Below are 25,294 nucleotides of genomic sequence, written 5' to 3' on the forward strand. Positions count from 1 at the left end.
TCTCATGAAATTTGCAGTTCTTGTGTTCCCTGGCTCCAACTGCGACATCGACTGTTACAAGGCAGTGGAAGATGCGATTGGACAAGAGGTTGATTATGTATGGCACACGGCTACAGATCTTTCGGCTTATGATTGTATTTTAGTTCCAGGTGGTTTCTCTTATGGTGACTACTTGCGCTGTGGAGCGATTTCCCGCTTTGCACCGGTAATGAACGAGGTAGCGAAAGCTGCTGAACAAGGTAAATATATTTTGGGTATTTGCAACGGATTCCAGATCCTGACCGAAGCAGGATTGCTTCCAGGCGCGTTGATCCGTAACACTTCCCTGAAATTCCGTTGTCACGATACGGTATTGAAAGTGGCGAATGCAGATACACCATTTACACGTGACTATGCACCGGGCGAAGAGATTATCATCCCGATTGCTCACGGTGAAGGCAACTATTATTGCGACGAGGAGACGCTAGCGAGTCTGCAAGCGAACAACCAGATCGTATTTACGTATGGTACCAACCCGAACGGTTCCCTGGGTGATATTGCAGGAGTCTGTAACGAGGCTGGAAACGTGGTCGGCATGATGCCGCATCCAGAGCGTGCAGTGGATTCACTGTTTGGTTCGGAAGACGGCAAACGTATGTTTACATCTATTTTGAAAGCATGGAGGGATCGGCATGACGCAGCAGCTATCCGCTAAGGAACCAACAGCAGAACAGGTCGCAGAACATAAACTTTACGCACAAATGGGCGTATCTGACAGCGAGTATGAGCTGATCTGTGAGTTCATGGGGCGCAAGCCAAACTACACGGAAATTGGTGTGTTCAGTGTAATGTGGTCCGAGCATTGTGCTTATAAAAACTCCAAGCCATTGCTGCGCCGTTTCCCAACCACTGGACCACGTGTCCTGATGGGACCTGGTGAAGGTGCTGGTATCGTGGATATCGGTGATAACCAGGCTGTTGTATTCAAAATTGAAAGCCATAACCATCCTTCCGCGGTTGAGCCTTATCAAGGTGCGGCAACAGGTGTGGGCGGCATTATCCGTGATATTTTCTCCATGGGCGCAAGACCGGTTGCATTACTGAACTCCCTTCGTTTTGGCAAGCTGGAGAGCGATCGCGTTAAATATTTGTTCGAACATGTTGTAGCGGGTATTGCTGGATACGGTAACTGTATCGGTATTCCTACCGTTGCAGGCGAAGTGATGTTTGATGAGAGCTATGAAGGCAATCCGCTGGTTAACGCGATGTGTGTGGGTCTGATTGATCATGACAAAATTCAGCGCGGCGTAGCTAAAGGTGTAGGGAACCCGGTTTATTATGTAGGGCCACCAACAGGCCGAGATGGTATTCATGGAGCAACCTTTGCATCGGTTGAACTGACGGAAGAATCCGAGTCCCAACGGACAGCGGTTCAGGTCGGTGACCCGTTTATGGAGAAACTGGTAATGGAATCTTGTCTGGAATTGATCGACACGGGCATCGTGCTCGGAATTCAAGATATGGGTGCTGCGGGTCTGACATGTTCGAGTGCAGAGATGGCAAGTAAAGCGGGTAACGGTCTGGAATTGTATCTGGATCAGGTACCACAACGTGAAGAAGGCATGACGCCTTACGAGATGATGTTGTCTGAGTCCCAAGAACGCATGTTGTTCGTCGTTGAGCCGAAGGATGAGGCACAGGCGATGGAAATCTTTGAACGTTGGGGCGTAATCTGTGCCAAAGTTGGTAAAGTAACGGATGATGGTCGTCTGAAATTGATCCACCACGGCGAAGTGGTTGGAGATATGCCAGTAACGGCACTGGTTGACGAATGTCCAGTCTATGACAAACCTTCTTCTGTACCTGCTTATTATGAGCAAAGTGCTTCCATCGACACGCTTCGTTACGACGAAGTGTCGGATCTCGGCGGAGCGCTGAAACAAGTGCTGGCTTCACCAACCGTAGCGAGTAAAAAATGGGTGTATGATCAATACGATTACATGGTGCGTACAAGTACTGCCGTTCGTCCAGGGTCGGATGCTGCCGTAGTTACGATTCGTGGCACACGCAAAGGTCTCGCAATGACAACGGACTGTAATGGACGTTATGTGTATCTTGATCCTGAAGTTGGTGGACGGATTGCCGTAAGTGAAGCTGCGCGTAACATTGTATGTTCTGGTGCTGAGCCACTGGCGATCACGGACAACCTGAACTTCGGTAACCCGGAGAAGCCGGATATTTTCTGGCAAATGGAGAAAGCGGTAGACGGTATGGCAGAAGCTTGCCGTGTGCTGGATACGCCGGTCATCGGTGGTAATGTAAGTCTGTATAATGAAAACGCCAAAGGCTCCATCTATCCAACGCCAGTTGTCGGTATGGTAGGTCTCGTTCATGATACGGATCATATCACGACACAAGCATTCAAATCCGAAGGTGATGTTATCATCCTCCTCGGTGAAACAAAAGCTGAACTGGGTGGCAGCGAGCTGCAATATGCGGTTCATGGTCAGACGGAAGGTCGTCCGCCAGAACTGAATTTGCAAACGGAAAAAGCGTTGCTCAGCACGGTGCTGGAAGCTATTCAATCCGGTCTCGTTCGCTCTGCACATGACTTGTCTGAAGGCGGCTTGGCTGTTGCACTCGCAGAGTCTTGTATCAGCGGTAACGTAGGAGCACAGGTGAATGTGGAGACTGCACTGCGTGCAGATCACGCCCTGTTCAGTGAGAGTCAATCCCGTATCTTGTTGTCGGCTACGCCAGAGCAAGCGGGTAAACTTGAAGCATTTGTACGTGAGCGCGGTGTACCTGTAGCTGTGATTGGACGTGTAGAAGGAAGTAACCTGACGATTGAATTGAACGGAACATCAGCCGTGAGCGAACCTGTAGGAGGTTTGGCTCAGGTCTGGGAGGATGCGATTCCATGTCTCATGAACTGACGACAGGACCGTTGTGGACAGGCGATTATTATAATGAAGGGTCCGGCAAGGAAGGACTCGACAAATTGAAGGAAGAATGCGGTGTGTTCGGGGTGTTCAGACACCCTGACGCGGCTTCGCTCTCCTATTATGGACTGCATGCGTTGCAACATCGGGGCGAAGAAAGTGCAGGCATGTGTGTGAGTGATGGCAGCCAGTTTAACTATCATCGCGGCATGGGTCTGGTGAAAGAAGTGTTCACCAAAGACCTGATGCAGACGTTAACCGGGGATATTTCCATTGGACATGTCCGGTATTCAACAAGTGGTGACAGTAAACTGACGAACGCACAGCCACTGGTATTTAAATACCGTGATGGCGATTTGGCAGTAGCGACCAACGGAAACATCGTGAATGCACCAACGATCCGGCGTGAGCTGGAGCAGAGCGGTTCCATTTTCCAAACAACGAGTGATACCGAGGTCATTGCGCATCTGATTGCACGATCCTCCAAAGGGCTTGTGGAAGCGGCAAAAGAGGCATTCCAGCGCATTGTGGGCGGTTATGCATTTCTGATCATGACCAATGACAAGCTGCTCGTGGCTTCCGATCCGCACGGACTTCGACCGCTGACGATGGGTAAGCTGGGAGATGCGTATCTGTTTGCATCCGAGACGTGTGCACTGGAAACAATCGGCGCAGAGTTAATTCGTGATATTGAACCGGGTGAACTGCTCGTGCTTGATGCAGATGGTCTGCACGAAGATCGCTTTGATCATCACAAACACCGCAAGGCATTATGTGCGATGGAATATATATATTTTGCTCGTCCCGATAGTGATATGAATGGTGCGAATCAGCATGCTGCCCGTAAACGAATGGGAAGCCGGATGGCGATTGAGTCGTTTGTGGATGCGGACTTGGTTACGGGGGTACCAGATTCCAGCATCTCGGCGGCGATTGGATACGCTGAACAGACAGGCATTCCGTATGAGATGGGTATGATCAAAAATAAATACACCGGACGTACGTTTATCCAGCCAAGCCAGGAATTGCGGGAGCAGGGTGTAAAGATGAAGCTGAGCGCTGTGCGTCGCGTTGTGGAAGGAAAACGTGTGGTTATGATTGACGACTCCATTGTACGGGGAACAACCTCCCGTCGGATCGTTAACATGCTGCGTGATGCAGGAGCTACCGAAGTCCATGTACGCATTACATCACCACCTTTCAAAAACCCATGTTTCTATGGCATCGATACACCGGACAGCCGTGAATTGATCGCCTCACAACTGTCGGTGGAAGAAATTTGCCGTGAGATTAATGCGGATTCCCTGTCGTTCCTCAGTCCGGATGGACTGATAGCATCGATTCAGGGAGATAATCAGGATGATCCCAAAGGCGGGCTTTGCCTCGCATGTTTTGATAATGATTACCCAACCCGCCTCGACTTTGGCGGGGAAGAAAAATTCGGCTGCAGTTGCTAGCTGTTATGTGGCGAGACAAACGTATCTCGCCGCCCCAGGCATAGCCCGCGCCCTCAAGCCCCGCCTTGCGGAGCAACAGGGGTCAGGGCAGCCAAGCGAAGCAGCTGCCCCCGGACGCAGCCCGCGCCCTTAAGCCCCGCCTTGCGGAGCAACAGGGGCCAGGGCAGCCAAGCGAAGGAGCTGCCCAGCGGGCTTGCCCCGCAGCGTAGCTGAGCGGGGTTCGCCGACCGATGGCTTGCAGCCAACGGAATCGGCGAACAATCCCGCGGGATCACGCACGAATCAACCATAGCAAGATCACACCAGCCACCTCTGCACCGCTTTTTTGGCGGGTGTCCAGAGGGCCTGCCAAGGTCCTATGGGGTCCTCCCGGGCGGGAGGATTTAGGTGGGGCGAAAAAAAAGGAGCTGATTCCACTTGTCAGAAGCATATAAAAAGGCCGGCGTCGATATCGCGGCAGGTAATGAAGCGGTTGAACGGATGAAAAAACACGTGAAGCGTACCTTCCGTCCGGAAGTGATGACAGATCTGGGTGGATTCGGTGCCCTGTTCGGTTTGAACAAAGATAAATACGATGAGCCTGTGCTTGTATCCGGTACGGATGGCGTAGGCACCAAGCTGAAAATTGCATTTGCCATGGACCGTCACGATACCATCGGAATCGACGCGGTAGCGATGTGTGTGAACGACATTGTGGTACAGGGTGCAGAACCACTCTTCTTCCTTGACTATCTGGCATGTGACAAAGTTATTCCTGAGAAGATCGAAGCTATTGTTGCGGGTATCGCTGAAGGCTGTTATCAATCTGGTTGTGCGCTGATCGGTGGCGAGACGGCGGAGATGCCGGGCATGTACAGTGAAGGCGAATACGATATTGCCGGATTCACGGTGGGTATCGTAGACAAAGCTAAGATCATCAACGGTACAACCATCGCCCCTGGCGACACAGTGATTGGACTGGCCTCCAGCGGTGTGCATAGTAACGGATTCTCGCTGGTACGCAGACTTTTGTTGGAAGATGCGGGACTTGATCTGCATGATGAAGTAGCGGAACTGGGCGGTAAGCTGGGTGATTCCCTGCTGGAACCTACGAAGATCTACGTTAAACCTCTGTTGTCCCTGCTGGAAAAGGTAAAAGTAAAAGGCATGGCACACATTACAGGTGGTGGCTTCATCGAGAATATCCCACGTATGTTGCCGAGCAACGTGAATGTGGATATTGACTACGGCTCTTGGCCGATCCTGCCGATCTTCAACCTGTTACAGGAAAAAGGTGCTGTCTCGAACCGTGACATGTTCACCACATTCAACATGGGTGTTGGGCTTGTACTGGTGGTTAATGAAGCAGATGCAACGGAAGCGCTGGAACAACTGAAAGCATCTGGTGAAGAAGCGTACATCATTGGCCGTGTTACTGAAGGAGATGCGCGAGTAACCTTCACGGGAGCGGATGTTTAATGGCGAACTACCGCATAGCTGTATTTGCCTCGGGTGAAGGGACCAACTTTCAGTCATTGGTCGATGCAGTACGGAACGGTGGGTTGGATGCATCTGTAGATCTGCTCGTGTGTGATAAATCGGCTGCACGCGTTGTGCAGCGGGCACAGGATGCAGGCGTGGATTGTCATCTGTTTACTCCAAAAAATTATGCTTCCCGTGAAGCCTATGAGGCAGAGATCGTGGAAGTGCTTGAATCCAAAAAAATCGACTTGGTTGTTCTTGCGGGATATATGAGATTGTTGACTTCGGTTGTGGTGGATCGTTACGCAGGGCGGTTGATTAATATTCATCCGTCCTTGCTACCAGCATTTGCAGGCAAGGATGCGATTGGACAGGCTCTCGAATATGGCGTGAAAGTTACAGGCGTGACGGTGCACTTTGTGGACGGTGGCATGGATACAGGGCCGATTATTGCCCAGCATCCGGTTCCCATTTTGCCAGAGGATACGCCTGAGTCAATCAGCCGCTCCATCCATGCAGCCGAACAGCAACTTTACCCTGAAGTGGTATCCTGGTTCGCTCAAGGTCTGGTTCAATTAGACGGACGTCACGTTACTGTTAACAAACCGGTTTGATATAAGTTGAAATTTTTTTGCACATTAACGGAGAGGACAGAAAAAACCTGAAAAAGCAAAGCGGTCGCCTTTATCACCGGATTTTCCCTTTAAGAAAAGGGAATCAAAAAATCTGGGGATAACAGCGATTAGAAGGTTGTTCTGTCATCGGAGTGTCCCGTGTAAACATCTTAGTTCCACTTATATAACAGAAGTCGAATATTGGTACGCATTTTGTGATATTTCTCGGGAAATAAATCGGCTGTGTTTCGTCAGGAAACGCGAAGCCATGGGACATTAAAGGAGGAGCATATTGTGAGTATCAAAAGAGCGCTGGTCAGCGTATGGGATAAAACAGGCATCGTGGACTTTTGCCGCGAGCTGTCGCAAATGGGTGTGGAGATTATTTCGACAGGAGGTACAAGCAGCCTGTTGTCGAAGGAAGGCGTACCTGTCATCGGAATTTCGGATGTGACCGGGTTCCCGGAAATCATGGACGGACGTGTTAAAACATTGCATCCAGCAGTTCATGGTGGGTTGCTGGCTGTTCGTGACAGCGAAGAGCATAAGCGCCAGATGGAAGAGAACGGATTGGGTTATATTGACCTCGTTGTCGTAAACCTCTACCCCTTCCAAGATACTATCGCCAAACCGGATGTGACGTACGAAGACGCGATCGAGAACATCGATATCGGTGGTCCAACGATGCTTCGTTCTGCAGCCAAAAACCATGCCTTTGTCAGTGTTGTTGTTGACACAGCGGATTATGGTAAGGTGCTTGAAGAAGTTCGCAGCAATGGAGATACCACCCTCGAAACACGCAAACGGCTTGCGGCAAAAGTGTTCCGCCATACAGCGGCTTACGATGCAGTTATTTCTGACTATCTCTCTAACCTGAACGGCGATCCGTTGCCAGAGCGTCTGACGGTTACTTACGAAAAACTCCAGGATTTGCGTTACGGCGAAAATCCACACCAGCAGGCGGCATTCTACCGCAAACCGCTGGCTGCACAAGATACGTTGACAACAGCCGAGCAATTGCATGGCAAAGAGTTGTCTTACAATAACATCAACGATGCGAACGCAGCATTGCAGATTGTCAAAGAATTTGAAGAACCGGCGGTTGTTGCGGTTAAACATATGAACCCATGCGGCGTAGGTATTGGTGCAAGTATCTATGAAGCTTACAGCAAGGCATATGCTGCAGATCCAACGTCTATCTTTGGTGGCATTGTGGCAGCGAACCGCATTATCGACAGCGATACAGCAGGCAAATTGAGCGAGATTTTCCTGGAAATCATACTTGCCCCTGACTTTACACAAGAGGCACTCGATATCCTGACGAAGAAGAAAAACATTCGTTTGCTCAAAACGGGTGAACTGAATGCTGCTCGTAAACGGGAAAGCCAATTCGTGGTAACGTCTATTGACGGTGGTATGATCGTGCAACAGTCCGATGTACACTCCATCGAAGCGAGCGAGCTGAACGTGGTAACGGATCGTGCGCCTTCGGAAGAAGAACTGAAACAGCTGTTGTTTGGCTGGAAAGTAGTTAAACACGTGAAATCCAACGCGATTGTACTTGCAGCGAATGACATGACGGTAGGTGTGGGCGCTGGACAAATGAATCGTGTGGGTGCAGCCAAAATTGCGATTGAGCAAGCGGGCGAGCAAGCAAAAGGTGCTATTCTGGCATCCGATGCGTTCTTCCCAATGGGTGATACGCTGGAACTGGCAGCAAAAGCCGGAATTACAGCGGTAATTCAACCTGGTGGTTCGATCAAAGATGAAGAATCCATCAAAGTAGCCAATGAATACGGAATTGCCATGGTCTTCACAGGCGTTCGTCACTTCAAACACTAGAATGAAAAAGGTTTAATAAGGGGTGTCGCCAGTCATACTTATGACTTATGGTACACCCCCTCTTTTTTAGGTTTTTCAACACGCGATAGCGTAACAAATCCAGTTATGCACGGAGGGAGAACAGAACGAATGGATATTCTGGTAGTAGGCGGCGGTGGCCGGGAACATGCAATCATCTGGGCGCTGGCTAAGAGTCCAAAGGTAGACAAGATTCACTGCGCACCGGGAAATGCAGGTATTGCTCAGCTCGCTGAGTGTCATGCCATTGCGGTAAATGAATTCGATAAACTAACGGCTCTTGCTGTAGAGCTTAAAGTGGGATTGGTGGTTATTGGTCCGGATGATCCGCTGGCGGATGGGATCGTGGATGCATTTGATTCGACAGGTATTCCGGTATTCGGACCCCGTCGTAATGCAGCAGAGATCGAAGGAAGTAAAACGTTCATGAAGGACCTGCTGCACAAATATAACATTCCAACCGCAGCCTATGAAAAATTCGACAACTACGAACAGGCTCAAACGTATCTGAATGAGCAAGCAATTCCGGTTGTCATCAAGGCAGATGGACTGGCAGCGGGCAAAGGTGTGACGGTAGCTTATTCGCGTGAAGAGGCTGATCGGGCACTTCGCAGCATCATGGTGGAGAAGGTATTTGGTGATGCAGGAGCCAAAGTGATCATCGAGGAATTCCTCGCAGGGCAGGAAATGTCCATTCTGGCTTTTGTCGATGGGGAGACGGTTCGTCCGATGGCCGCAGCACAGGATCACAAACCTGTATTCGATAATGACCAGGGGCCAAACACAGGCGGTATGGGTACATATTCACCATTGCCACATATCCCTGCTTCTATTATTGAGGAAGCCGTGGAGACGATCATTAAACCAACGGCTAAAGCGATGGTGTCCGAGGGACGTCCATTCCAAGGTGTATTGTTTGCCGGTCTGATGATATCGCCGGATGGCAAACCCAAAACGATTGAGTTTAACGCACGTTTTGGTGATCCCGAAACACAGGTTGTTTTGCCACGTCTGAAAAGTGACTTGTTCGATATCTTCTGGGCAACCGTTCATGGCAAACTGGCTGACATTGAGATTGAATGGAGCGATGAAGCCGCAGTATGTGTGGTGCTTGCTTCAGGAGGTTATCCGGGTCCTTATGCCAAAGGAGTAGTCATCGAAGGACTAGATCAAGTGGACGATGCCGTGGTATTCCACGCAGGTACAGCTCGTAATGAAGCAGGAGACTGGGTCACGAACGGCGGACGAATCCTGGGCGTAGTTGGCCTTGGTGCAGATATTGCCGAAGCTAGAAACAAAGCCTATGCAGAGGCGGAGCGTATCCGATTTGATGGCAAACATCAGCGGACGGATATCGCTGCTAAAGCACTGGTATAGAATGAATACAAGAGCCCGTATAGATGTGTACCGGAAAGGTATTTGCATCCTGCGGGCTCTTTGCTGCGTATATAGATGTACCTTGTGCAAACGGCCGAACTTGTCCATACGGGAAAGACATGGGAAAGATACGAAACAGGATATAATCTGGGTGTTTAGGCATGTTGTTTAATGCCCTAAAGTACAGGGTAGTATTTTTATAAATTGGACTATACTAAACATGTGAACATGTTCACATTATGAGATAATATCAATCATATTATATAAAGTACGTAACATACATAGAGACTAATTTGTGAACATTATACTGTAAGCTTGTGGCAAACCATAACGTGCAACTGGATGGTTGAGCGGGAAACATGGTATACTTTTCGGAAACAGGAATGAGTACGAGGGGAGGTGGATATCTATTGGGTAGGCGATATTGTAAATTGTCCAAATGGCGAATCTAGGTGGAGTTAAGCGAGGAACAATTGACAGCATGAGGGGTAACCCGATTTGAATGAAGAAGTTTCTGCAAGTCATTGACTTCATCTTGAATTCCTGTTTTGTATTTTACAAGGTCAAACACGTACGACATATACAAATATGATCATTATTCGATTTCATATAAGGCATACGCCATGATGAACGACAAACAGCGCATGAATGGTTAACCTAGTTAACGGATCACGCTGTAACTATCTCTGGAGGTGAATCCCTGAGAACCGGGGAAATCATTGGACATAATTACCATATTGAATATCGCTTTACTTATTATCTTGATTGCATTGACTGCATTTTTCGTAGCATCGGAGTTCGCTGTAGTCAAAATTCGTACATCAAGAGTAGATCAACTGGTTGCCGAAGGCAATAAAAAGGCAGTACTTGCCAAAAAAGTTGTCTCGGACCTGGATTATTATCTGTCAGCCTGTCAGCTCGGTATTACGGTCACTGCTCTAGGACTGGGAGCGCTCGGCAAACCGACGGTTGAGAGATTGTTATACCCGGTATTCAATTATTTAGATGTACCTGCTTCGATCTCATCAATTGCTTCCTATGCGATTGCCTTTATCCTCGTCACGTTTTTGCATGTGGTTGTTGGTGAGATGGCACCGAAAACGCTGGCGATTCAATTTTCAGAAAAACTGACATTAATGCTTGCCCCATCACTATACTGGTTCGGTAAAATCATGTATCCGTTCATCTGGGCGCTTAATGGAACCTCTCGTGTTCTTCTGCGAGGATTCGGTGTGAAGCCTGCCAAACATGATCAAGCCTACTCGGAGGACGAGATCAAGATCATCATGAACCAGAGTTATGAAGGTGACGAGAACAACAAGACCAAGCTTTCATATCTGGAAAATGTATTTGTGTTCGACGAACGTGATGCCAAAGACATCATGGTACCACGTACGGAACTGGTGACATTAGATCAGGATATGACCTATGACGATATTATTCCCATATTGGATGAACATAACTATTCACGTTACCCTGTCATCGAGGATGGGGACAAGGACCGCATTATCGGTGTTGTGAATGTGAAGAAGATTTTGCCTGACATGGTAGCCGCAAGATCATATCAACTAAGCGAGTTCGTTCGTGAGATCCCATTTGTTTCCGAAGTTACACGTATCCAGGATGCGATGATTAAAATGCAGCAGGAACGTGTACACATGGCCGTGGTCGTGGATGAATACGGCGGTACTTCGGGAATTATTACGATGGAGGATATTCTGGAGGAGCTGGTCGGTGAGATTCGTGATGAATTCGATGCCGATGAGGTGGCGGATATCCAGGAGACCGGAGAGAATCAATACCTCATTAATGGTCGGGTACTTTTGGATGAAGTGGAGCGGCAGTTCGGGCTTAGCTTTGAAGGAAACGAAGAGATGGATACCGTAGCTGGATGGATTCAATACCAGAAGGGTGTAGGTGTGGAAAAAGGCGACACGGTAGAACACGGTGATTATGTCTGGACCGTTGTGGATACCGAAAATTATCACATCAAGCAAGTTCTTCTGGAGCGGGTAAACGGCGCGCAGGTTGAGGAAGCTGCTAGCGATCTGGCGTAATGTTGGTTCGATCATAACTGTAATCTAGGGTCGACGGCCCTCAGAATTTAAATGTTTTGGCAACGTAACAGTGTAGGGGACGGAATCGATTCTGAAGAAGCGTAGCGTTCGCGTTTGCAAACCAATTTTATACCTTTGAAAACAACAATCAGGGAAATTTGGAGGCAATGGCGATCGGAAGAACGAGCCGTCACCGGAACGTCACTCGTGCAACCTTATTTTAAATTTTAATGGAGGTGAATCCCTCAGGTTGAGGGAAATCATTGGACGGAATAATAGCCTTGAATTTATTTTTAGTAGCCGTATTTATAGGTCTGACAGCCTTTTTCGTTGGAGCCGAATTTGCAATTCTTAAAGTACGGATGTCCCGAATCGATCAATTGATCTCGGAAGGTAACAAAAAGGCAGTACTGGCCAAAAAAGTGGCGCACAACCTGGATTATTATCTGTCGGCATGTCAATTGGGGATTACCATCACGGCGCTGGTATTGGGAGCCCTGGGTGAACCTACCGTTGAGAAAATGCTGCACCCGCTATTTGAGCGCATGGAAGTGCCGGCGGCATTGTCTACCGTGCTTTCCTATGGTATTGCTCTGGCGATCATTACGTTCCTGCACGTGGTTATTGGTGAATTGGCACCAAAAACACTGGCGATTCAGTTTGCAGAGAGAATGACGCTGTTGCTGGCACCACCACTGTACTGGTTCGGTAAAATCATGAATCCGTTCATTTATGCATTAAATGGAGCTGCTCGTCTGCTGCTTGGTATCTTTGGTGTAAAACCTGCCGGGCATGATACCGTTCACTCGGAAGAAGAGCTGAAGCTGATTATGGCACAGAGCTATGAGAGTGGCGAGATCAACCAGACGGAGCTGGACTATCTGAAAAACATTTTTGCTTTTGATGAGCGTTTGCTTCAGGAGATCATGATTCCAAGAGATAAAATTGTTACGCTAAATAAGGAAATGCCGCTTGATCAGATCATTGAGACGCTGAATCGACACGAATATACAAGATACCCTGTTATTGCGAATGGGGATCAGACGCATTTTGTGGGCTTTATTAACACAAAAGAAATGCTGACGAGTGTGGCTGCAGGCAGAGACTTTAATATGGAGACATTTGTTCATAATACGCCGAGTTTCTCCGAGCGCTCTCCAATCAAGGATGTGCTGATTCAGATGCAGCAAAGCCGCGTACACATTGCAACCGTGAAAAACGAGGCAGGTGCTACGGTAGGTATGGTTACAATGGAGGATATCCTTGAAGAGATTGTCGGAGATATCAAGGATGAATACGAGCACAAAGATTTGGTGAATCCACCAAAAAGAATGAAATTGGTTTAAGAAGCAGTGATACAAACGTAATACAGGAATACGAAACAACCTAATCAATCGTTATAACGCTAAGCAGGTTCCCGGAGTGATCGGGGCCTGCTTTTTGTATTAAATCTTAATTTTAAAATAAAAGCTTGCATATTGTGGTCCAATGGATTAATATAAATTTAAAGAATCTTAATTTAAAGATAAATAACGAAAAGCAATAAATAAAAGAAGCAAAAATAACCTATGATACAACTAAAACCAAGGGAGTGGAGATTATGTTCAGAACTTCAGGAATTCATCATATTACAGCTTTTGTTGACGATGCGCAGAAAAACGTTGATTTTTATGCAGGTGTGTTGGCGCTCAGACTGGTGAAAAAAACAATTAACTTTGATGCACCAGACGTGTATCACTTGTATTACGGGAATGAGCAGGGTGCACCGGGCACAATCATTACCTTTTTCCCACAGCAAAATTCAAGAAGAGGTGTCATTGGTTCCGGTCAGACTGGAGTTACCGTATATGCGGTTCCTGTAGGAAGCCTGCCTTTCTGGAAAGAACGTCTTGCTTCCTTCGATATTCCATATGAAAATAAAACCAGATTCGGTGAGCAGTACATTCGTTTCTTCGACAAAGGCGGTCTGTTGCTTGAACTGGTTGAGCGTGAAGGCGGTCAGCCAAGCAACTGGAGTTTCAACGGTGTGACACCGGAGCATGCCATCAAAGGATTTGGTGGAGCCGTATTGTTCAGCCACGTTCCTGAGAAAACCATGGACGTCTTGGTGAGCAAACTGGGTCTGGAGCAAGTCGGTGAAGAGAACGGACTCCTTCGTCTTCAGGCAAGCGGCGATATTGGTCAGATCATCGATATTCAGTCAACAGGTATCCAGCGCGGGATTGGTGGAGCTGGAACGGTTCACCACATTGCATGGCGTGCCAAAGATTACGTGGAGCATGAACAAATTCAGCAGGATCTTGAACAATCCGGGTATCATCCAACGCCAGTCATTGACCGTCAATACTTCAACGCTGTGTATTTCCGGGAGCCGGGAGGTATATTGTTCGAACTGGCTACGGATCCTCCGGGATTTGCACGGGATGAACCAGCAGAGAGCATGGGTGAGAAACTGATGTTGCCTGAATGGTATGAACCACAGCGTGAGCAGATTGAACAATTGTTGCCACGAATTGAAGTACGTGAATGGAAAGGAGAGTCCAAATCATGACCACAACCAATACAATGAAACATATCTATAAAGCAGGTGCTCAGCCGGATGCTCCAACAATCCTGTTGCTTCATGGCACAGGCGGAACCGAGAATGATCTGATCGGTCTGGCGGAGATGATCGCACCAGGAGCTGGCATACTTGGGGTGCGGGGTAATGTATCGGAGAACGGGATGCCCCGTTTCTTCCGCCGCTTGGCCGAAGGTGTTTTTGATGAAGAAGATCTGATTGCTCGTACGGCTGAGCTGGGATCTTTTGTCGATGCAGCTGCGGTGGAATACGGTTTTGATCGGTCCAACGTGTATGCACTGGGTTACTCTAACGGTGCCAACATTGCGGCAAGCTTGATCTTCCATCAAGCAGATGTATTCAAAGGTGCAATTCTGCATCACCCAATGGTACCGCTGCGCGGACTCGAACTGCCGGATCTGAAAGGTCTGCCTGTGTTCATTGGTGCGGGCGAGAACGATCCGATTGTACCAAGACGTGAAACGGAGGAACTCGCTTCGCTGCTGAGCGGTGCAGGTGCCGATGTAAACACGCATTGGGAGCGTCAAGGTCATCAGTTGACTCGTACCGAGGCAGAAGCCGCGGCAGCTTGGTTTAAGACACAGGCGTAAATTGGGTGGATAGACGGTTATGAAACGTATAGAGACAGCCTGATCGTGAAGATCGGGCTGTTTTTTCTTTTTATTTAGTCATCGTCAGAAAGAGGAAATGATGGACTGGTGTTATGTAACCGTTACTAACCGGGTAAACATTTGAATGTGTGGTAGATAACCTTGTATGCTTAGTGATATAGCTATGTATCAACATCATGAACTGGAGGGGTTAATGTGGAACGTAACATCAAGGAACTGGTACAGCGGATGACACTGGAAGAAAAAGCGGGTATGTGCTCGGGACTGGACTTTTGGCATCTGAAAGGGGTGGAGCGTCTTGGCATTCCGTCCATCATGGTGACGGACGGACCTCATGGGCTGCGGAAGCAGGATGGGAGTGCAGATCATCTAGGACTTACGTCGAGCGTACCTGCAACCTGTTTCCCGTCTGCGGCAGGACTGGCTAGTTCATGGGACAAGGAGCTGGCGCGTCAGGTCGGGGTAGCCTTGGGTGAGGAATGTCAGGCCGAGGATGTAGCGGTACTGCTTGGTCCGGGTGTAAATATTAAACGTTCCCCATTGGGCGGACGTAACTTTGAATACTTTTCCGAAGATCCGTTGTTATCTACGCAGATGGCTACCGGTCATATTCAGGGTGTGCAGAGCCAGGGTGTGGGTACATCTCTCAAACACTTTGCAGTCAATAATCAGGAAGAACGGCGCATGTCGATTGATGCGGTGGTGGATGAGCGGACGCTGCGTGAGATCTATCTGGCGAGCTTCGAAGGTGCAGTGAAGGATGGACAACCATGGACAGTAATGTGTTCCTACAACAAGGTGAACGGTACGTATGCAGGTGAGAATGAATGGTTGCTTACGGATATTCTGAAGGACGAATGGGGTCACGAAGGTCTTGTGGTATCAGACTGGGGTGCGGTCAATGAACGTGCAGACGCCCTTGCAGCGGGATTGGAATTGGAGATGCCAACAAGCGGTGGAATTGGTGAGCGTAAAGTGATTGATGCCGTAGAGAGCGGACAACTGTCGCTGGACAAGCTGGATCGGGCGGTGGAGCGTCTGCTTACGCTGATCTTCAATGCTGTTGATCAAAAGCAAGAAGGGGCTACATATAACAAGGATGAGCATCACCAACTTGCGCGCAAGGTGGCAGCCGAGAGTATGGTTTTGCTGAAAAATGAAGAAGGTATCCTGCCGCTGGGACGTGAAGGCGAAGTGGCGTTAATCGGGGCATTTGCTCGCAAGCCTCGCTTCCAGGGCGGCGGCAGTTCCCATATTAATCCGACCAAAGTGGATGATATTGTGGAAGAGATGACCCAGGTGGCTGGCGAAGGTGTAACCTTCTCGTATGCCCCAGGTTATCGGATTGAAGCGGATGATGTGGATGAGACATTAATGCATGAGGCTGTTCAGGCAGCGCAGTCGGCGGATACCGCTGTTGTGTTTGTTGGATTGCCAGATCGTTATGAATCCGAAGGGTATGATCGTGCCCATCTGCGTCTGCCTGACAATCATATTCGGCTGATCGAAGAGATTGCGAAGGTTCAATCACGTGTCGTCGTTGTGCTGAGCAACGGATCTCCAGTAGAGATGCCTTGGCTACCGCAGGTGCAAGCCGTGCTCGAAGCTTATCTTGGTGGACAGGCTGTTGGTGGAGCGATAGCTGATCTGTTGTACGGAGAGGTGAATCCGTCCGGTAAACTGGCAGAGACATTCCCTGCCAAACTCAGTCATAATCCATCTTATCTGAATTTCCCGGGTGAAGGGGATCATGTCGATTACCGTGAAGGCATCTTTGTTGGTTACCGCTATTATGACAAAAAAGAGCTGGAGCCACTGTTCCCGTTTGGTTATGGACTGAGTTATACGACATTTGAATATGCTGATCTGAAGGTAGATCGCACAGAACTGACAGATCAGGATGAGGTGAACGTGCAAGTAAGGGTCACCAATACCGGAGACAGAGCGGGCAAGGAGATTATACAGCTGTATGTCAGCGATGTAGAGAGCACAGTTATTCGTCCGGTGAGAGAATTGAAAGCTTTTGCCAAGTTGGCTCTTGAACCTGGAGAATCAAAAGTAGTGAGCTTTACACTAAACAAGCGTTCATTCGCCTATTACAACGTAAATATGAAAGACTGGCATGTGGAGACCGGAGAGTTCGATATTCAGGTAGGTAGTTCCTCACGGGACATTCATGTGCACGCACGTGTGAATGTAGAGTCTACAGCGACATTCCTTCCAACCTATACGCGTAATAGTACATTGGGTGATATCCAGCGTGATCCGGCCCATAAAAAGCTGCTGGACCAGGCTTTGCAACAATTCCAGGAAGCCAGTGGGTTCGGCGGTGATGATGCCGGGGATCATGCAGATATGATGGATGCGATGATGAAATATATGCCGCTGCGTGCACTTGTTGCGTTTAGCGGTGGGGCCATGACGGAAGAAGCGATGAATGAACTTCTGGAGCAGTTGAACAGCAAGGATCATGGTATTCGGGGATAAGGGGCTGCGCCCTTAAACCGAGTAGGAGCCCATCCTTGGATTAAGCGATTACGATTATGCGATCGTGCAGGAACTGCGCACGAAGCAACAAGAAGGTGTATGTGATAACCAGCCGCATATTGGCTGGTACGGTTACCCGATCCGATTATGGATCGGGTTTTCTTTTTGCATAAGGAAAAAGGGGTGAAAGGAACGGTGGGATGGGGGATGATCCTAGTAACGTGACAGAGGTGACAGGACTGCTCTAACTTGCTGAAGCAACATGGTTGTCGTAAAGCATGGATTATTCTATAATGAAGTAATTGATAATCATTTTCAATTAGATTCGGTGAAAGATGACTATGCTTGTAATCAGGAGGGGAATATGAATCCTAACCCTAGCTCACATACATTTGGTTCAAGTGCGTTTGTTCAGACCCGCGATGGTCGCAAACTACATTATATGTCCAGGGGAACAGGAGAGTTGACGGTTGTATTTGAGTCCGGTATGGGCGCCTCCAGATCGAACTGGGGACTGGTTGCACCAGCCATTGTTGAGCATGCACGTGCTGTCGTGTATGACAGGGCAGGGGCAGGACGAAGTGATGTCGACTCGGCTCCCCGCAGCCTTGAACGCATTGCAGGGGATCTTGGAGAACTGCTGACCGCTCTGGGCCAGGGCCCATTCATTCTGGTTGGACATAGCTGGGGAGGTCCGATTGTACGGGCTGCGGCAGCTGCACATCTATCTCGATTACGTGGCATTATCCTGGTAGATCCATCAGACGAGCATTGCGAAATGTATTTTTCCAAGCTTACTAGAAAGAGCTTTGCCATCAATGGTTTCATTATTCCAATCATGGCGCGGACTGGCTTATATAAGTTGCTTGGCAGCAAAGCTGGAAGCATTCAGCCTGCTGATGTGGCGGCGGATCACCTCAAGGAGGATTTCACTGTACGGGCAGCCAGCACGATGCTTGCGGAAGGTAAAACATTTCTGGATGACATGGCAGCACTGCTGGAACATCCTCCGGCTCTGGGTAATCTGGAAGTTAGCGTGATCTCGGGTACGAACCCGGGCAAGGGAGAGGGGAAAATCAGACCTGCCCTCATCACGGCGCATCGCCAGACGGTGAGCCAGCTATCCAATGCGAGATGGATTGGGGCCGATCAATCGGGACATATGGTTATGTATACAGACCCTCAGGTCATTATCAATGAAATTGTACGAATGATAAATGAAGTGAGCTCAGGCGCAAGAACAGAACAAAAGTGATACAATACAAAGAAAAGCAGTGCGCGACATTGCTAGACCATAAAAGCGGAGTGTGGAGACAACATGAAACCAGTTGAACAAGAACCAACGGGAACCACAAGTCCCGGTCGTGCCAGTGTTGGCATGGAAGATATCGTGCGCGCACATCATGTGCTGCGTGAGGTCATTGTAAGAACGCCGTTGCAGCGGGACGCTGTATTGTCGGCCAAATATAACTGTAATGTGTATCTGAAAAGGGAAGACCTTCAAGTGGTGCGTTCGTTCAAAATCCGAGGCGCCTATAATATGATTCGCAGTCTGACGCCAGCCGAGATGGAGAAAGGGATTGTCTGTGCGAGTGCGGGCAACCATGCTCAGGGTGTCGCTTTTAGCTGTAATGCCCTTGGAATTAACGGCAAAATCTTCATGCCGAGTACAACGCCGAATCAGAAGGTGAAGCAGGTGCGTCGTTTTGGCGGCAACAACGTTGAAGTGGTGCTGATCGGAGATACGTATGACGATGCATACGCAGAAGCAATGCGTGCATGTGACGAACAGGGCATGACGTTCATCCATCCTTTTGATCAACCGAAGATTATTGCAGGTAATGGTACGGTAGCGATGGAAATTATGGAAAGTCTCGATGAGAATGCCGACTATGTATTCGTGACGATTGGTGGCGGAGGGCTGGCAGCCGGCGTGGGAACCTACATGAAGACTGTGAGTCCGGAGACACGCATCATTGGTGTAGAGCCACTTGGTGCAGCTTCCATGAGTGAGGCGATGTTCCGCAAACAGGTTGTGACGCTGGATGATATTGATAAATTCGTGGATGGCGCAGCGGTAAAACGGGTTGGCGATCTGACCTATGATATCTGCAGCAGTATACTTGATGACATTGTGAAAGTGCCAGAAGGCAAGGCCTGCACAACTATTCTGGAACTATATAATGAAAATGCGATCGTGGTTGAGCCTGCCGGTTCCTTAGCTGTTGCGGCCCTTGAACAGTATCGTGAGCAAATCGTGGGCAAGACGGTGGTCTGTGTTATTAGTGGCGGGAACAACGATATCGACCGGATGCAGGAGATCAAGGAGCGTTCCCTGATCTATGAAGGTCTGAAGTATTATTTCATGGTTAATTTCCCGCAGCGTGCAGGAGCTTTACGTGAATTCCTGGAGGAAGTTCTAGGGAAGAATGATGATATCACCCGATTTGAATATACGAAAAAGCATGATAAGGAAAATGGTCCTGCCTTGGTGGGCATCGAGCTGATGTACAAGGAAGATTACCAACCACTCATTGAACGTATGAACCGCAAAGGTATCGCCTATACCGAGCTTAACAAAAATCTGAATCTGTTCAACATGTTAATCTGATGAAACATTCCAGTATGCAATCAGATCACCAAGAAAAATCTCCTCTGATCAGACCTGCGCGCATAGAAGATGCAGATCAGGTCATTCCTTTGCTGTACCAGGCGATAGGAGACATTGCATATGCGCTAGCGGGTGAGGCGGATCATGAGAAGGCGATGCAGATTTTGCAGGCGTTTTATGTGCAGGAAGACAACCGGATTAGCTATCGTCATGTGACAGTGATGGAGCAGGATGGGCTGATTGCGGGGATTCTGGTGGCCTATGATGGCGGCGAAGCAGATCGTCTGGACCAGCCGATTCTGGATCGCCCTGGACGAAGCCAGGAAGAGAAGTATGCATTGGTCAAAGAAACCCGTCCGGGCGAGTATTATCTGGATACTCTCTCGGTAAGTGAAGCATATCAGGGGCAGGGCATCGGCCGCGCACTGATGGCTGCGTTTGAGGAGCAAGGCAGAGATCTGGGTCACTCGCAGGTATCCTTGATTGTAGAACAGGACAACGGCCGTGCACAGATGCTGTACGAACGGCAGGGATATGTCAAAGACGATGTGATTGTCATCGCAGGACATGAGTATAATCATATGGTCAAACCGATTCAATAGTACAGAGCGCTGACGGTTTAGTCAGTTTTGACTATAGAACCAAGATAGAAACCGCCACAGGAGCGTATCCTGTGGCGGTTTTTGGCATGGTGATATGTTGGAATTCAGCCTGAATTTGAAACGGATGTTAACCTTGGGGACAGATTAATTTAATAATTCGCATAGTCGCTGACCGGCACATTCTGCTCCAGCCATTTCTCGACAGCAGCCGTTTTTTCATACTTCGATTCCTTAACCACGTCCATAAAGGCATCCAGCTTGGTGAGGAATTCACTATCGACGGATGCAAGACGCTGCAAGACGCCGTTGTAGCCTCTTTGGGCGTTCGCAACCATTTTGTTCGTGTCATAATCAAACAGCGGTGTATTGTTCAGCCCATAAAAGGTATACAGGGTATAACTGTTTAACAGGTTATGCACCTGCTTGGCCCGATTTGATGTTGGATGCAGCTCCAGGAATCTTTCCTGGCTGAGTGCTCGAAGGAGAATTTCCTGATAGCCAATGACCAGAGCACCGTCATCCGCAGGCAAGTTTTTCGTTTCCTTTGTCATGATATGGATGTAGCTTGAGATATCCTCTTTAATGACAGAGGTATATTTCACGAATGCCGCATAATTCATTATGGGATATAGGGAGCCTTCGAGCATGACGAGGCGATAGCCGCTGTCACGAGCTTCTTTTAACAGTGCACGCAGATCGGAGTCCTGGGTACGCTCCATAAGTTTGGTGAAGCTATCATTCAACTTGTATGCCTTGATCATCTTGTCCTGAACATTAGGAACAAGCAGGCGGTCTGTCATGGCGCTTAGCGCCTTCAGGCGAGCATTCTCCAATTGAAGCACCATCATGGTGGCTTGATGCTTTGTTACTTTTTTGATATGAGATTCGAGATAAGTATCGGCGGCAGGCAAGCCGTTCTTTTTGTAGAGCATGGACTGAAATGTTTTATATATCGTTGTTGAACTGGCAGTCGTGACTTTGGTATCTGTACTGGAAGATGCGGCAGCAGCGACTCCGGATAATGGAGCGACAGCCGTTTGGAGCAGCATGAGGATAGCGGTGGCTGTAATGAAGGTGCGCATGCCTTTACGTTTGGCAGATTGGAACGATGATGGCATAGATATGAACCTCCCGTAGTTATGAAATTGATAGGTGTTGTTCACTAGTCACTATACATTAACCCAATTGGTGCAGGATGTGGTTGCGGAATGGTGACAAATTCTTCTGTTATTTTTAACTTTTGGAGGGTGGAAGATAGAGGAAGATTTCTGCGAAAATATTTTTTGTACAACTGGAAACTTTTGAGCCGATCGGAACGTCTTAGTTGTGCATAGGAAAATACAGGAATTAATGAAAAGAACAGCGAATCTATTTCGATGTTAACTAAATGTGAGAATGGGGATATGGGATATGAGGAAAGCGGGAGGAAAACAAGTGAAGAAGGTAATGTCAGCGCTGGCTGTATCGGCCATGCTGATGTCCGCACTTCCAACATCGGTTATGGATGCAGCTGCGAGAATCAGCATATATATTAATGATGCAGAGTTATCATCTGCTCAGGCACCTGTCATGAAAGGTGGACGCGTACTGGTTCCGCTACGGTCGATTTTTGAAGGATTGGATGCGAAGGTACAGTACACGAACAGAACCAAAACGATTGTTGCAACTCGCGACGATCAGGAAGTTAAATTGACACTTGGTTCCAAAACGGCATACATCAACGGGGAAGCGATATCGTTGGATGTACCTGCGAACACGATTAAGGGCAACACAATGGTTCCCATTCGTTTTGTCAGTGAAGCTTTTGGAGAGAAAGTATTCTGGAACTCGCGCAATCAACGTGTAGATATCAAGACAACGGTAACACCTCCAGTGGATGAGACACAATATGCTGCATGGAACATCTATGGTTCGGTATCCGGAAGCAACGGAGATGGTCGTGACCTGACCGTGAGCTTTACACGTCCAACTTCAGAGAAGGCGGTATCTGCTTACCGGATTATGCTGGTAAAAACTCGCGATGTGAATAGCTTCACGGAGTCCTCAGCAACTGCCGTACCTTCTGCGAACTATACATCTGTTACACCGAATGGCAGCAACCCGAAACTGACTCTTAATGCACAGACGCGTGACGTGAACGGGGATTTGCTCAATAGTAATGAAACGTATCGTCTGTATGTACTGACTGTTGGTAACAGCAGCAATAATTATAAAAATGCATTGAACTGGTCTTCCCAAGCATTGAAGCTCAATAATGTGAAATCCACAGTACAGGCGGTTACAAGTCTGCGTGCTGCAGATATTAGTGACTATGGAGATGGCCGCGATCTGGAGATTAACTTCACGCAGCCGAGCACAACATCCAACATTACGTATTATCGTGCTTTTGTTGTTAAAGCAAAGGACTCTTCTGCGTTCAATCTGGCTGCGGCGAACAAAGTATCCAGTGCTAACTCCACGATCATATACAAAGGAAATAGTACCGCAGTGAAAAGCCAGCTGACTTCTTCAACACGGGATACGTCCGGCGAATTGATCAAAAGTGGCACAGCGTATGTGGTCTACATCTTGTCGGTAAGCACTAATACAACAACAGACAGCAAGCTGTCCGCAGCATCATCTTCACTTACGTTGTCCGTGAACACAGCAACGTCTCCAGTAATTACGCAGGTGAAGGATAACTCGGATTATGGAGATGGTCGTGACATTCAGGTGAGTTTCAACCGTTCATCAGATGAGTCCAAGGTGGCGAATTATCGCGTCTTTGTGGTGCGTAACTCGGTTGCCAGCAGCTTTAATCTGACAACGGCGAGTAACCTGTCCTCCAGTCTGTACTATACGGTGAATAAAACAGGCAACAACATTACAACGACATTACCTTCATCCATGAAGGACACAAGTGGCTATAACGTAACGAATCTGCAAGATTATCGCGTCTTTGTGATGGCGGTGGGCAATCAGCAAAATGGATACACCAATGCACTGTCAGCTTCCTCCACTGTGCTGAGACTGACAACGACCGGTAACGCTGGAGTCATCAGCAACCTGGCTGTTGCGGATATTGGTGACAACGGTGATGGGCGCGATCTGCGGGTTTCGTTCAACAAAGCTGCGGATGAGTCCAGAATCTCTGGATATCGAGTATACGTTGTTCGCTCCGGTAATGCGGGCAACTTCACACTAAGTGCAGCTAATGCGTCGAACTACTATACGCAGGTGAACAAAACGGGTGGTAACTTGTCAGTAACTCTTTCGAATAGTGCATACGACACAAGCGGTTCCCTTATTTCTAATAACGTTTCCTATCGTGTATTCGTTATGTCAGTAAGCAATAGCGGAAACTCAAGTCAAAATGCGTTGTCTTCATATTCTTCTCAGATCACACTGACTGCAAACACGGCTGTTACCGCTCCGACCAGTGTGACTGCGAAGGACATCGCGGATAACGGAGATGGACGTGATTTGCGTGTGACATTTAATCGATCGTCGAATGAGACGAACGTGTACCATTACCGTGTATTTGTAGTCAAAACTTCCAACTTGAGTGGATTTGATTTGTCGGAAGCTAATCGGAACTCCAACTTTAAGGTGGTAAATAAAGCTGGAGGAAGCGGAGATTACACGGTGACTTTAGACGATACCAAGGCAACAGATAGTACAACTATTCGCAATGATGAGAACTATCGCATATTTGTACTTGCGGTAAGTAATACAGGTAATTCATCCAATGTGCTGTCAACGGCCTATGCAGATGTTAAATTGTCCGTAACTAGTGCAGTAGGAGTAGTTACAATTACTAACGTTGAAGTTAAGAAAGAAGAGCAAGCAGCTGGTGATGTAACGGATGTGACTTTGAGATATACGGAACCAGCTTCCAAAGCAGGCATTGGACGTTATGTTGTTATGGTTGCTCCGACAGGAAGCGCATTTGGGCTCAATGTAGCGAAGAATATAGCGAAAGAAAACAATTCCACTACAATAAAATACGTGGAAACATCTGGTGGAAATGCCATACTTCCGGGTGTACTGTCTGATATCAATGGTCAAAAAATTGAAGCAGGCAAATCATACACGGTGTATATTTTATCTGAATCAAACGACAATAATCGTGAATCAAGTTTGGCTTCATCTACATTCACTATTAATGCGAAGAAACAGACAGTAACACCAGTGCAAACGGTAACTGCTTTAGAAGCAAAAGTAACTGATAATTTAATCAATGTAAGTTTCGATAAGCCAAATGAATTAGGGATTACTCGTTACGATGTGTACATTGTTAAAGAAGGAAGCAATTCAGGAACTGCTGGGAAAGCTTTACAAACTGTTGATACGGGTGGTACTTCTTCAGGAACAGCAATAGTGGATATTGGAAATTCCGCCAATGATTCAAATAATATGGCTTTTGGAGAGGGTAAATACAAAGTTTTGGTAGTCTCAGTGGTGAGTGAGCCGACGAAATATACATCTGTCAGTGCAGAAAGAACATTTGATATTCCGCCAGCTTCTTCTGGAAATGGTCAGTGAACTGACAATACGGGCGCGGGAACTTCAGGTGGTAATGGCACTCAATCATCTGCTGCAGACCCCTCTACGCCAGGTTCATGAATCCAGATAGACAAATGCGGTTGAAACGCATACTGGGTAATTAATTTTTA

At 48.0% G+C, this 25,294-nt stretch carries 17 protein-coding genes; 16 read left to right on the forward strand and 1 reads right to left on the reverse strand.

The window, feature by feature from the left end:
• Positions 1 to 4 precede the first annotated feature (4 nt).
• The 15 genes from purQ (at position 5) to MHI14_RS30835 (ending at position 20,639) form a co-directional block, all read left to right on the forward strand.
• Positions 5 to 694 carry a phosphoribosylformylglycinamidine synthase subunit PurQ gene (gene purQ, locus MHI14_RS30765; RefSeq protein ID WP_036606071.1) on the forward strand — a complete coding sequence of 230 codons (690 nt, stop codon included), beginning with the start codon at positions 5 to 7 and terminating at the stop codon, positions 692 to 694.
• Positions 672 to 2,915, forward strand: a complete 2,244-nt coding sequence (gene purL / locus MHI14_RS30770) for a phosphoribosylformylglycinamidine synthase subunit PurL (protein ID WP_307414987.1) — start codon at positions 672 to 674, stop codon at positions 2,913 to 2,915. Before purQ ends, purL begins: the two co-directional genes overlap by 23 nt.
• On the forward strand, positions 2,900 to 4,378 hold the full coding sequence (purF, locus tag MHI14_RS30775) for an amidophosphoribosyltransferase (protein WP_091038782.1): 1,479 nt from the start codon (positions 2,900 to 2,902) through the stop codon (positions 4,376 to 4,378). The genes purL and purF overlap by 16 nt, the downstream gene beginning before the upstream one ends.
• Positions 4,379 to 4,795: 417 nt before the next feature.
• Positions 4,796 to 5,836, forward strand: coding sequence for a phosphoribosylformylglycinamidine cyclo-ligase (gene purM / locus MHI14_RS30780; RefSeq protein ID WP_091038784.1), 1,041 nt, complete (start codon positions 4,796 to 4,798; stop codon positions 5,834 to 5,836).
• Positions 5,836 to 6,453: a phosphoribosylglycinamide formyltransferase gene (gene purN / locus MHI14_RS30785; RefSeq protein WP_341132001.1), complete on the forward strand. Its 618-nt coding sequence runs from the start codon at positions 5,836 to 5,838 to the stop codon at positions 6,451 to 6,453. The genes purM and purN overlap by 1 nt, the downstream gene beginning before the upstream one ends.
• A 294-nt stretch (positions 6,454 to 6,747) precedes the next feature.
• Positions 6,748 to 8,295, forward strand: a complete 1,548-nt coding sequence (gene purH, locus MHI14_RS30790; RefSeq protein ID WP_133387391.1) for a bifunctional phosphoribosylaminoimidazolecarboxamide formyltransferase/IMP cyclohydrolase — start codon at positions 6,748 to 6,750, stop codon at positions 8,293 to 8,295.
• 129 nt (positions 8,296 to 8,424) lie between these two features.
• The gene (gene purD / locus MHI14_RS30795; protein ID WP_341132002.1) at positions 8,425 to 9,690 is read left to right on the forward strand and encodes a phosphoribosylamine--glycine ligase; all 1,266 of its coding nucleotides are present in this window, start codon (positions 8,425 to 8,427) and stop codon (positions 9,688 to 9,690) included.
• Between the two features lie 719 nt (positions 9,691 to 10,409).
• Positions 10,410 to 11,747: a hemolysin family protein gene (locus MHI14_RS30800; RefSeq protein WP_133387389.1), complete on the forward strand. Its 1,338-nt coding sequence runs from the start codon at positions 10,410 to 10,412 to the stop codon at positions 11,745 to 11,747.
• A 263-nt stretch (positions 11,748 to 12,010) separates the two neighbouring features.
• A complete protein-coding gene (locus MHI14_RS30805; protein WP_133387388.1) occupies positions 12,011 to 13,093 on the forward strand; it encodes a hemolysin family protein in 1,083 nt (360 codons plus the stop codon).
• Positions 13,094 to 13,347: 254 nt separating this feature from the next.
• Positions 13,348 to 14,298: a ring-cleaving dioxygenase gene (locus tag MHI14_RS30810; protein WP_074093485.1), complete on the forward strand. Its 951-nt coding sequence runs from the start codon at positions 13,348 to 13,350 to the stop codon at positions 14,296 to 14,298.
• Positions 14,299 to 14,312: 14 nt separating this feature from the next.
• Positions 14,313 to 14,918, forward strand: a complete 606-nt coding sequence (locus MHI14_RS30815) for an alpha/beta hydrolase (RefSeq protein ID WP_133387405.1) — start codon at positions 14,313 to 14,315, stop codon at positions 14,916 to 14,918.
• A gap of 216 nt (positions 14,919 to 15,134) precedes the next feature.
• Positions 15,135 to 17,426 carry a beta-glucosidase family protein gene (locus MHI14_RS30820; RefSeq protein WP_133387387.1) on the forward strand — a complete coding sequence of 764 codons (2,292 nt, stop codon included), beginning with the start codon at positions 15,135 to 15,137 and terminating at the stop codon, positions 17,424 to 17,426.
• A gap of 364 nt (positions 17,427 to 17,790) precedes the next feature.
• On the forward strand, positions 17,791 to 18,681 hold the full coding sequence (locus MHI14_RS30825) for an alpha/beta fold hydrolase (protein ID WP_341132003.1): 891 nt from the start codon (positions 17,791 to 17,793) through the stop codon (positions 18,679 to 18,681).
• A gap of 63 nt (positions 18,682 to 18,744) precedes the next feature.
• Complete coding sequence (ilvA, locus tag MHI14_RS30830; RefSeq protein WP_133387385.1) at positions 18,745 to 20,037, forward strand: threonine ammonia-lyase IlvA; 1,293 nt, start codon at positions 18,745 to 18,747, stop codon at positions 20,035 to 20,037.
• A complete protein-coding gene (locus MHI14_RS30835; protein ID WP_341132004.1) occupies positions 20,037 to 20,639 on the forward strand; it encodes a GNAT family N-acetyltransferase in 603 nt (200 codons plus the stop codon). Before ilvA ends, MHI14_RS30835 begins: the two co-directional genes overlap by 1 nt.
• A gap of 149 nt (positions 20,640 to 20,788) precedes the next feature.
• Here the strand turns inward: MHI14_RS30835 and MHI14_RS30840 are convergent, their stop codons facing one another.
• Positions 20,789 to 21,757, reverse strand: a complete 969-nt coding sequence (locus MHI14_RS30840) for a hypothetical protein (RefSeq protein ID WP_341132005.1) — start codon at positions 21,755 to 21,757, stop codon at positions 20,789 to 20,791.
• A gap of 316 nt (positions 21,758 to 22,073) precedes the next feature.
• Between MHI14_RS30840 and MHI14_RS30845 the strand changes: the two genes are divergently transcribed.
• Positions 22,074 to 25,163: a copper amine oxidase N-terminal domain-containing protein gene (locus MHI14_RS30845; protein ID WP_165980442.1), complete on the forward strand. Its 3,090-nt coding sequence runs from the start codon at positions 22,074 to 22,076 to the stop codon at positions 25,161 to 25,163.
• The last annotated feature ends 131 nt before the right edge of the window (positions 25,164 to 25,294 follow it).

Source organism: Paenibacillus sp. FSL K6-2393 (assembly GCF_038002545.1).
Classification (GTDB): domain Bacteria; phylum Bacillota; class Bacilli; order Paenibacillales; family Paenibacillaceae; genus Paenibacillus.

Coding starts and splice junctions, on each gene's coding strand:
- purQ (WP_036606071.1), top strand. CDS start 5: ATGAAATTTGCAGTTCTTGTGTTCCCTGGCTCCAACTGCGACATCGAC.
- purL (WP_307414987.1), top strand. CDS start 672: ATGACGCAGCAGCTATCCGCTAAGGAACCAACAGCAGAACAGGTCGCA.
- purF (WP_091038782.1), top strand. CDS start 2,900: ATGTCTCATGAACTGACGACAGGACCGTTGTGGACAGGCGATTATTAT.
- purN (WP_341132001.1), top strand. CDS start 5,836: ATGGCGAACTACCGCATAGCTGTATTTGCCTCGGGTGAAGGGACCAAC.
- purD (WP_341132002.1), top strand. CDS start 8,425: ATGGATATTCTGGTAGTAGGCGGCGGTGGCCGGGAACATGCAATCATC.
- MHI14_RS30810 (WP_074093485.1), top strand. CDS start 13,348: ATGTTCAGAACTTCAGGAATTCATCATATTACAGCTTTTGTTGACGAT.
- MHI14_RS30815 (WP_133387405.1), top strand. CDS start 14,313: ATGAAACATATCTATAAAGCAGGTGCTCAGCCGGATGCTCCAACAATC.
- MHI14_RS30825 (WP_341132003.1), top strand. CDS start 17,791: ATGAATCCTAACCCTAGCTCACATACATTTGGTTCAAGTGCGTTTGTT.
- ilvA (WP_133387385.1), top strand. CDS start 18,745: ATGAAACCAGTTGAACAAGAACCAACGGGAACCACAAGTCCCGGTCGT.
- MHI14_RS30835 (WP_341132004.1), top strand. CDS start 20,037: ATGAAACATTCCAGTATGCAATCAGATCACCAAGAAAAATCTCCTCTG.
- MHI14_RS30840 (WP_341132005.1), bottom strand. CDS start 21,757: ATGCCATCATCGTTCCAATCTGCCAAACGTAAAGGCATGCGCACCTTC.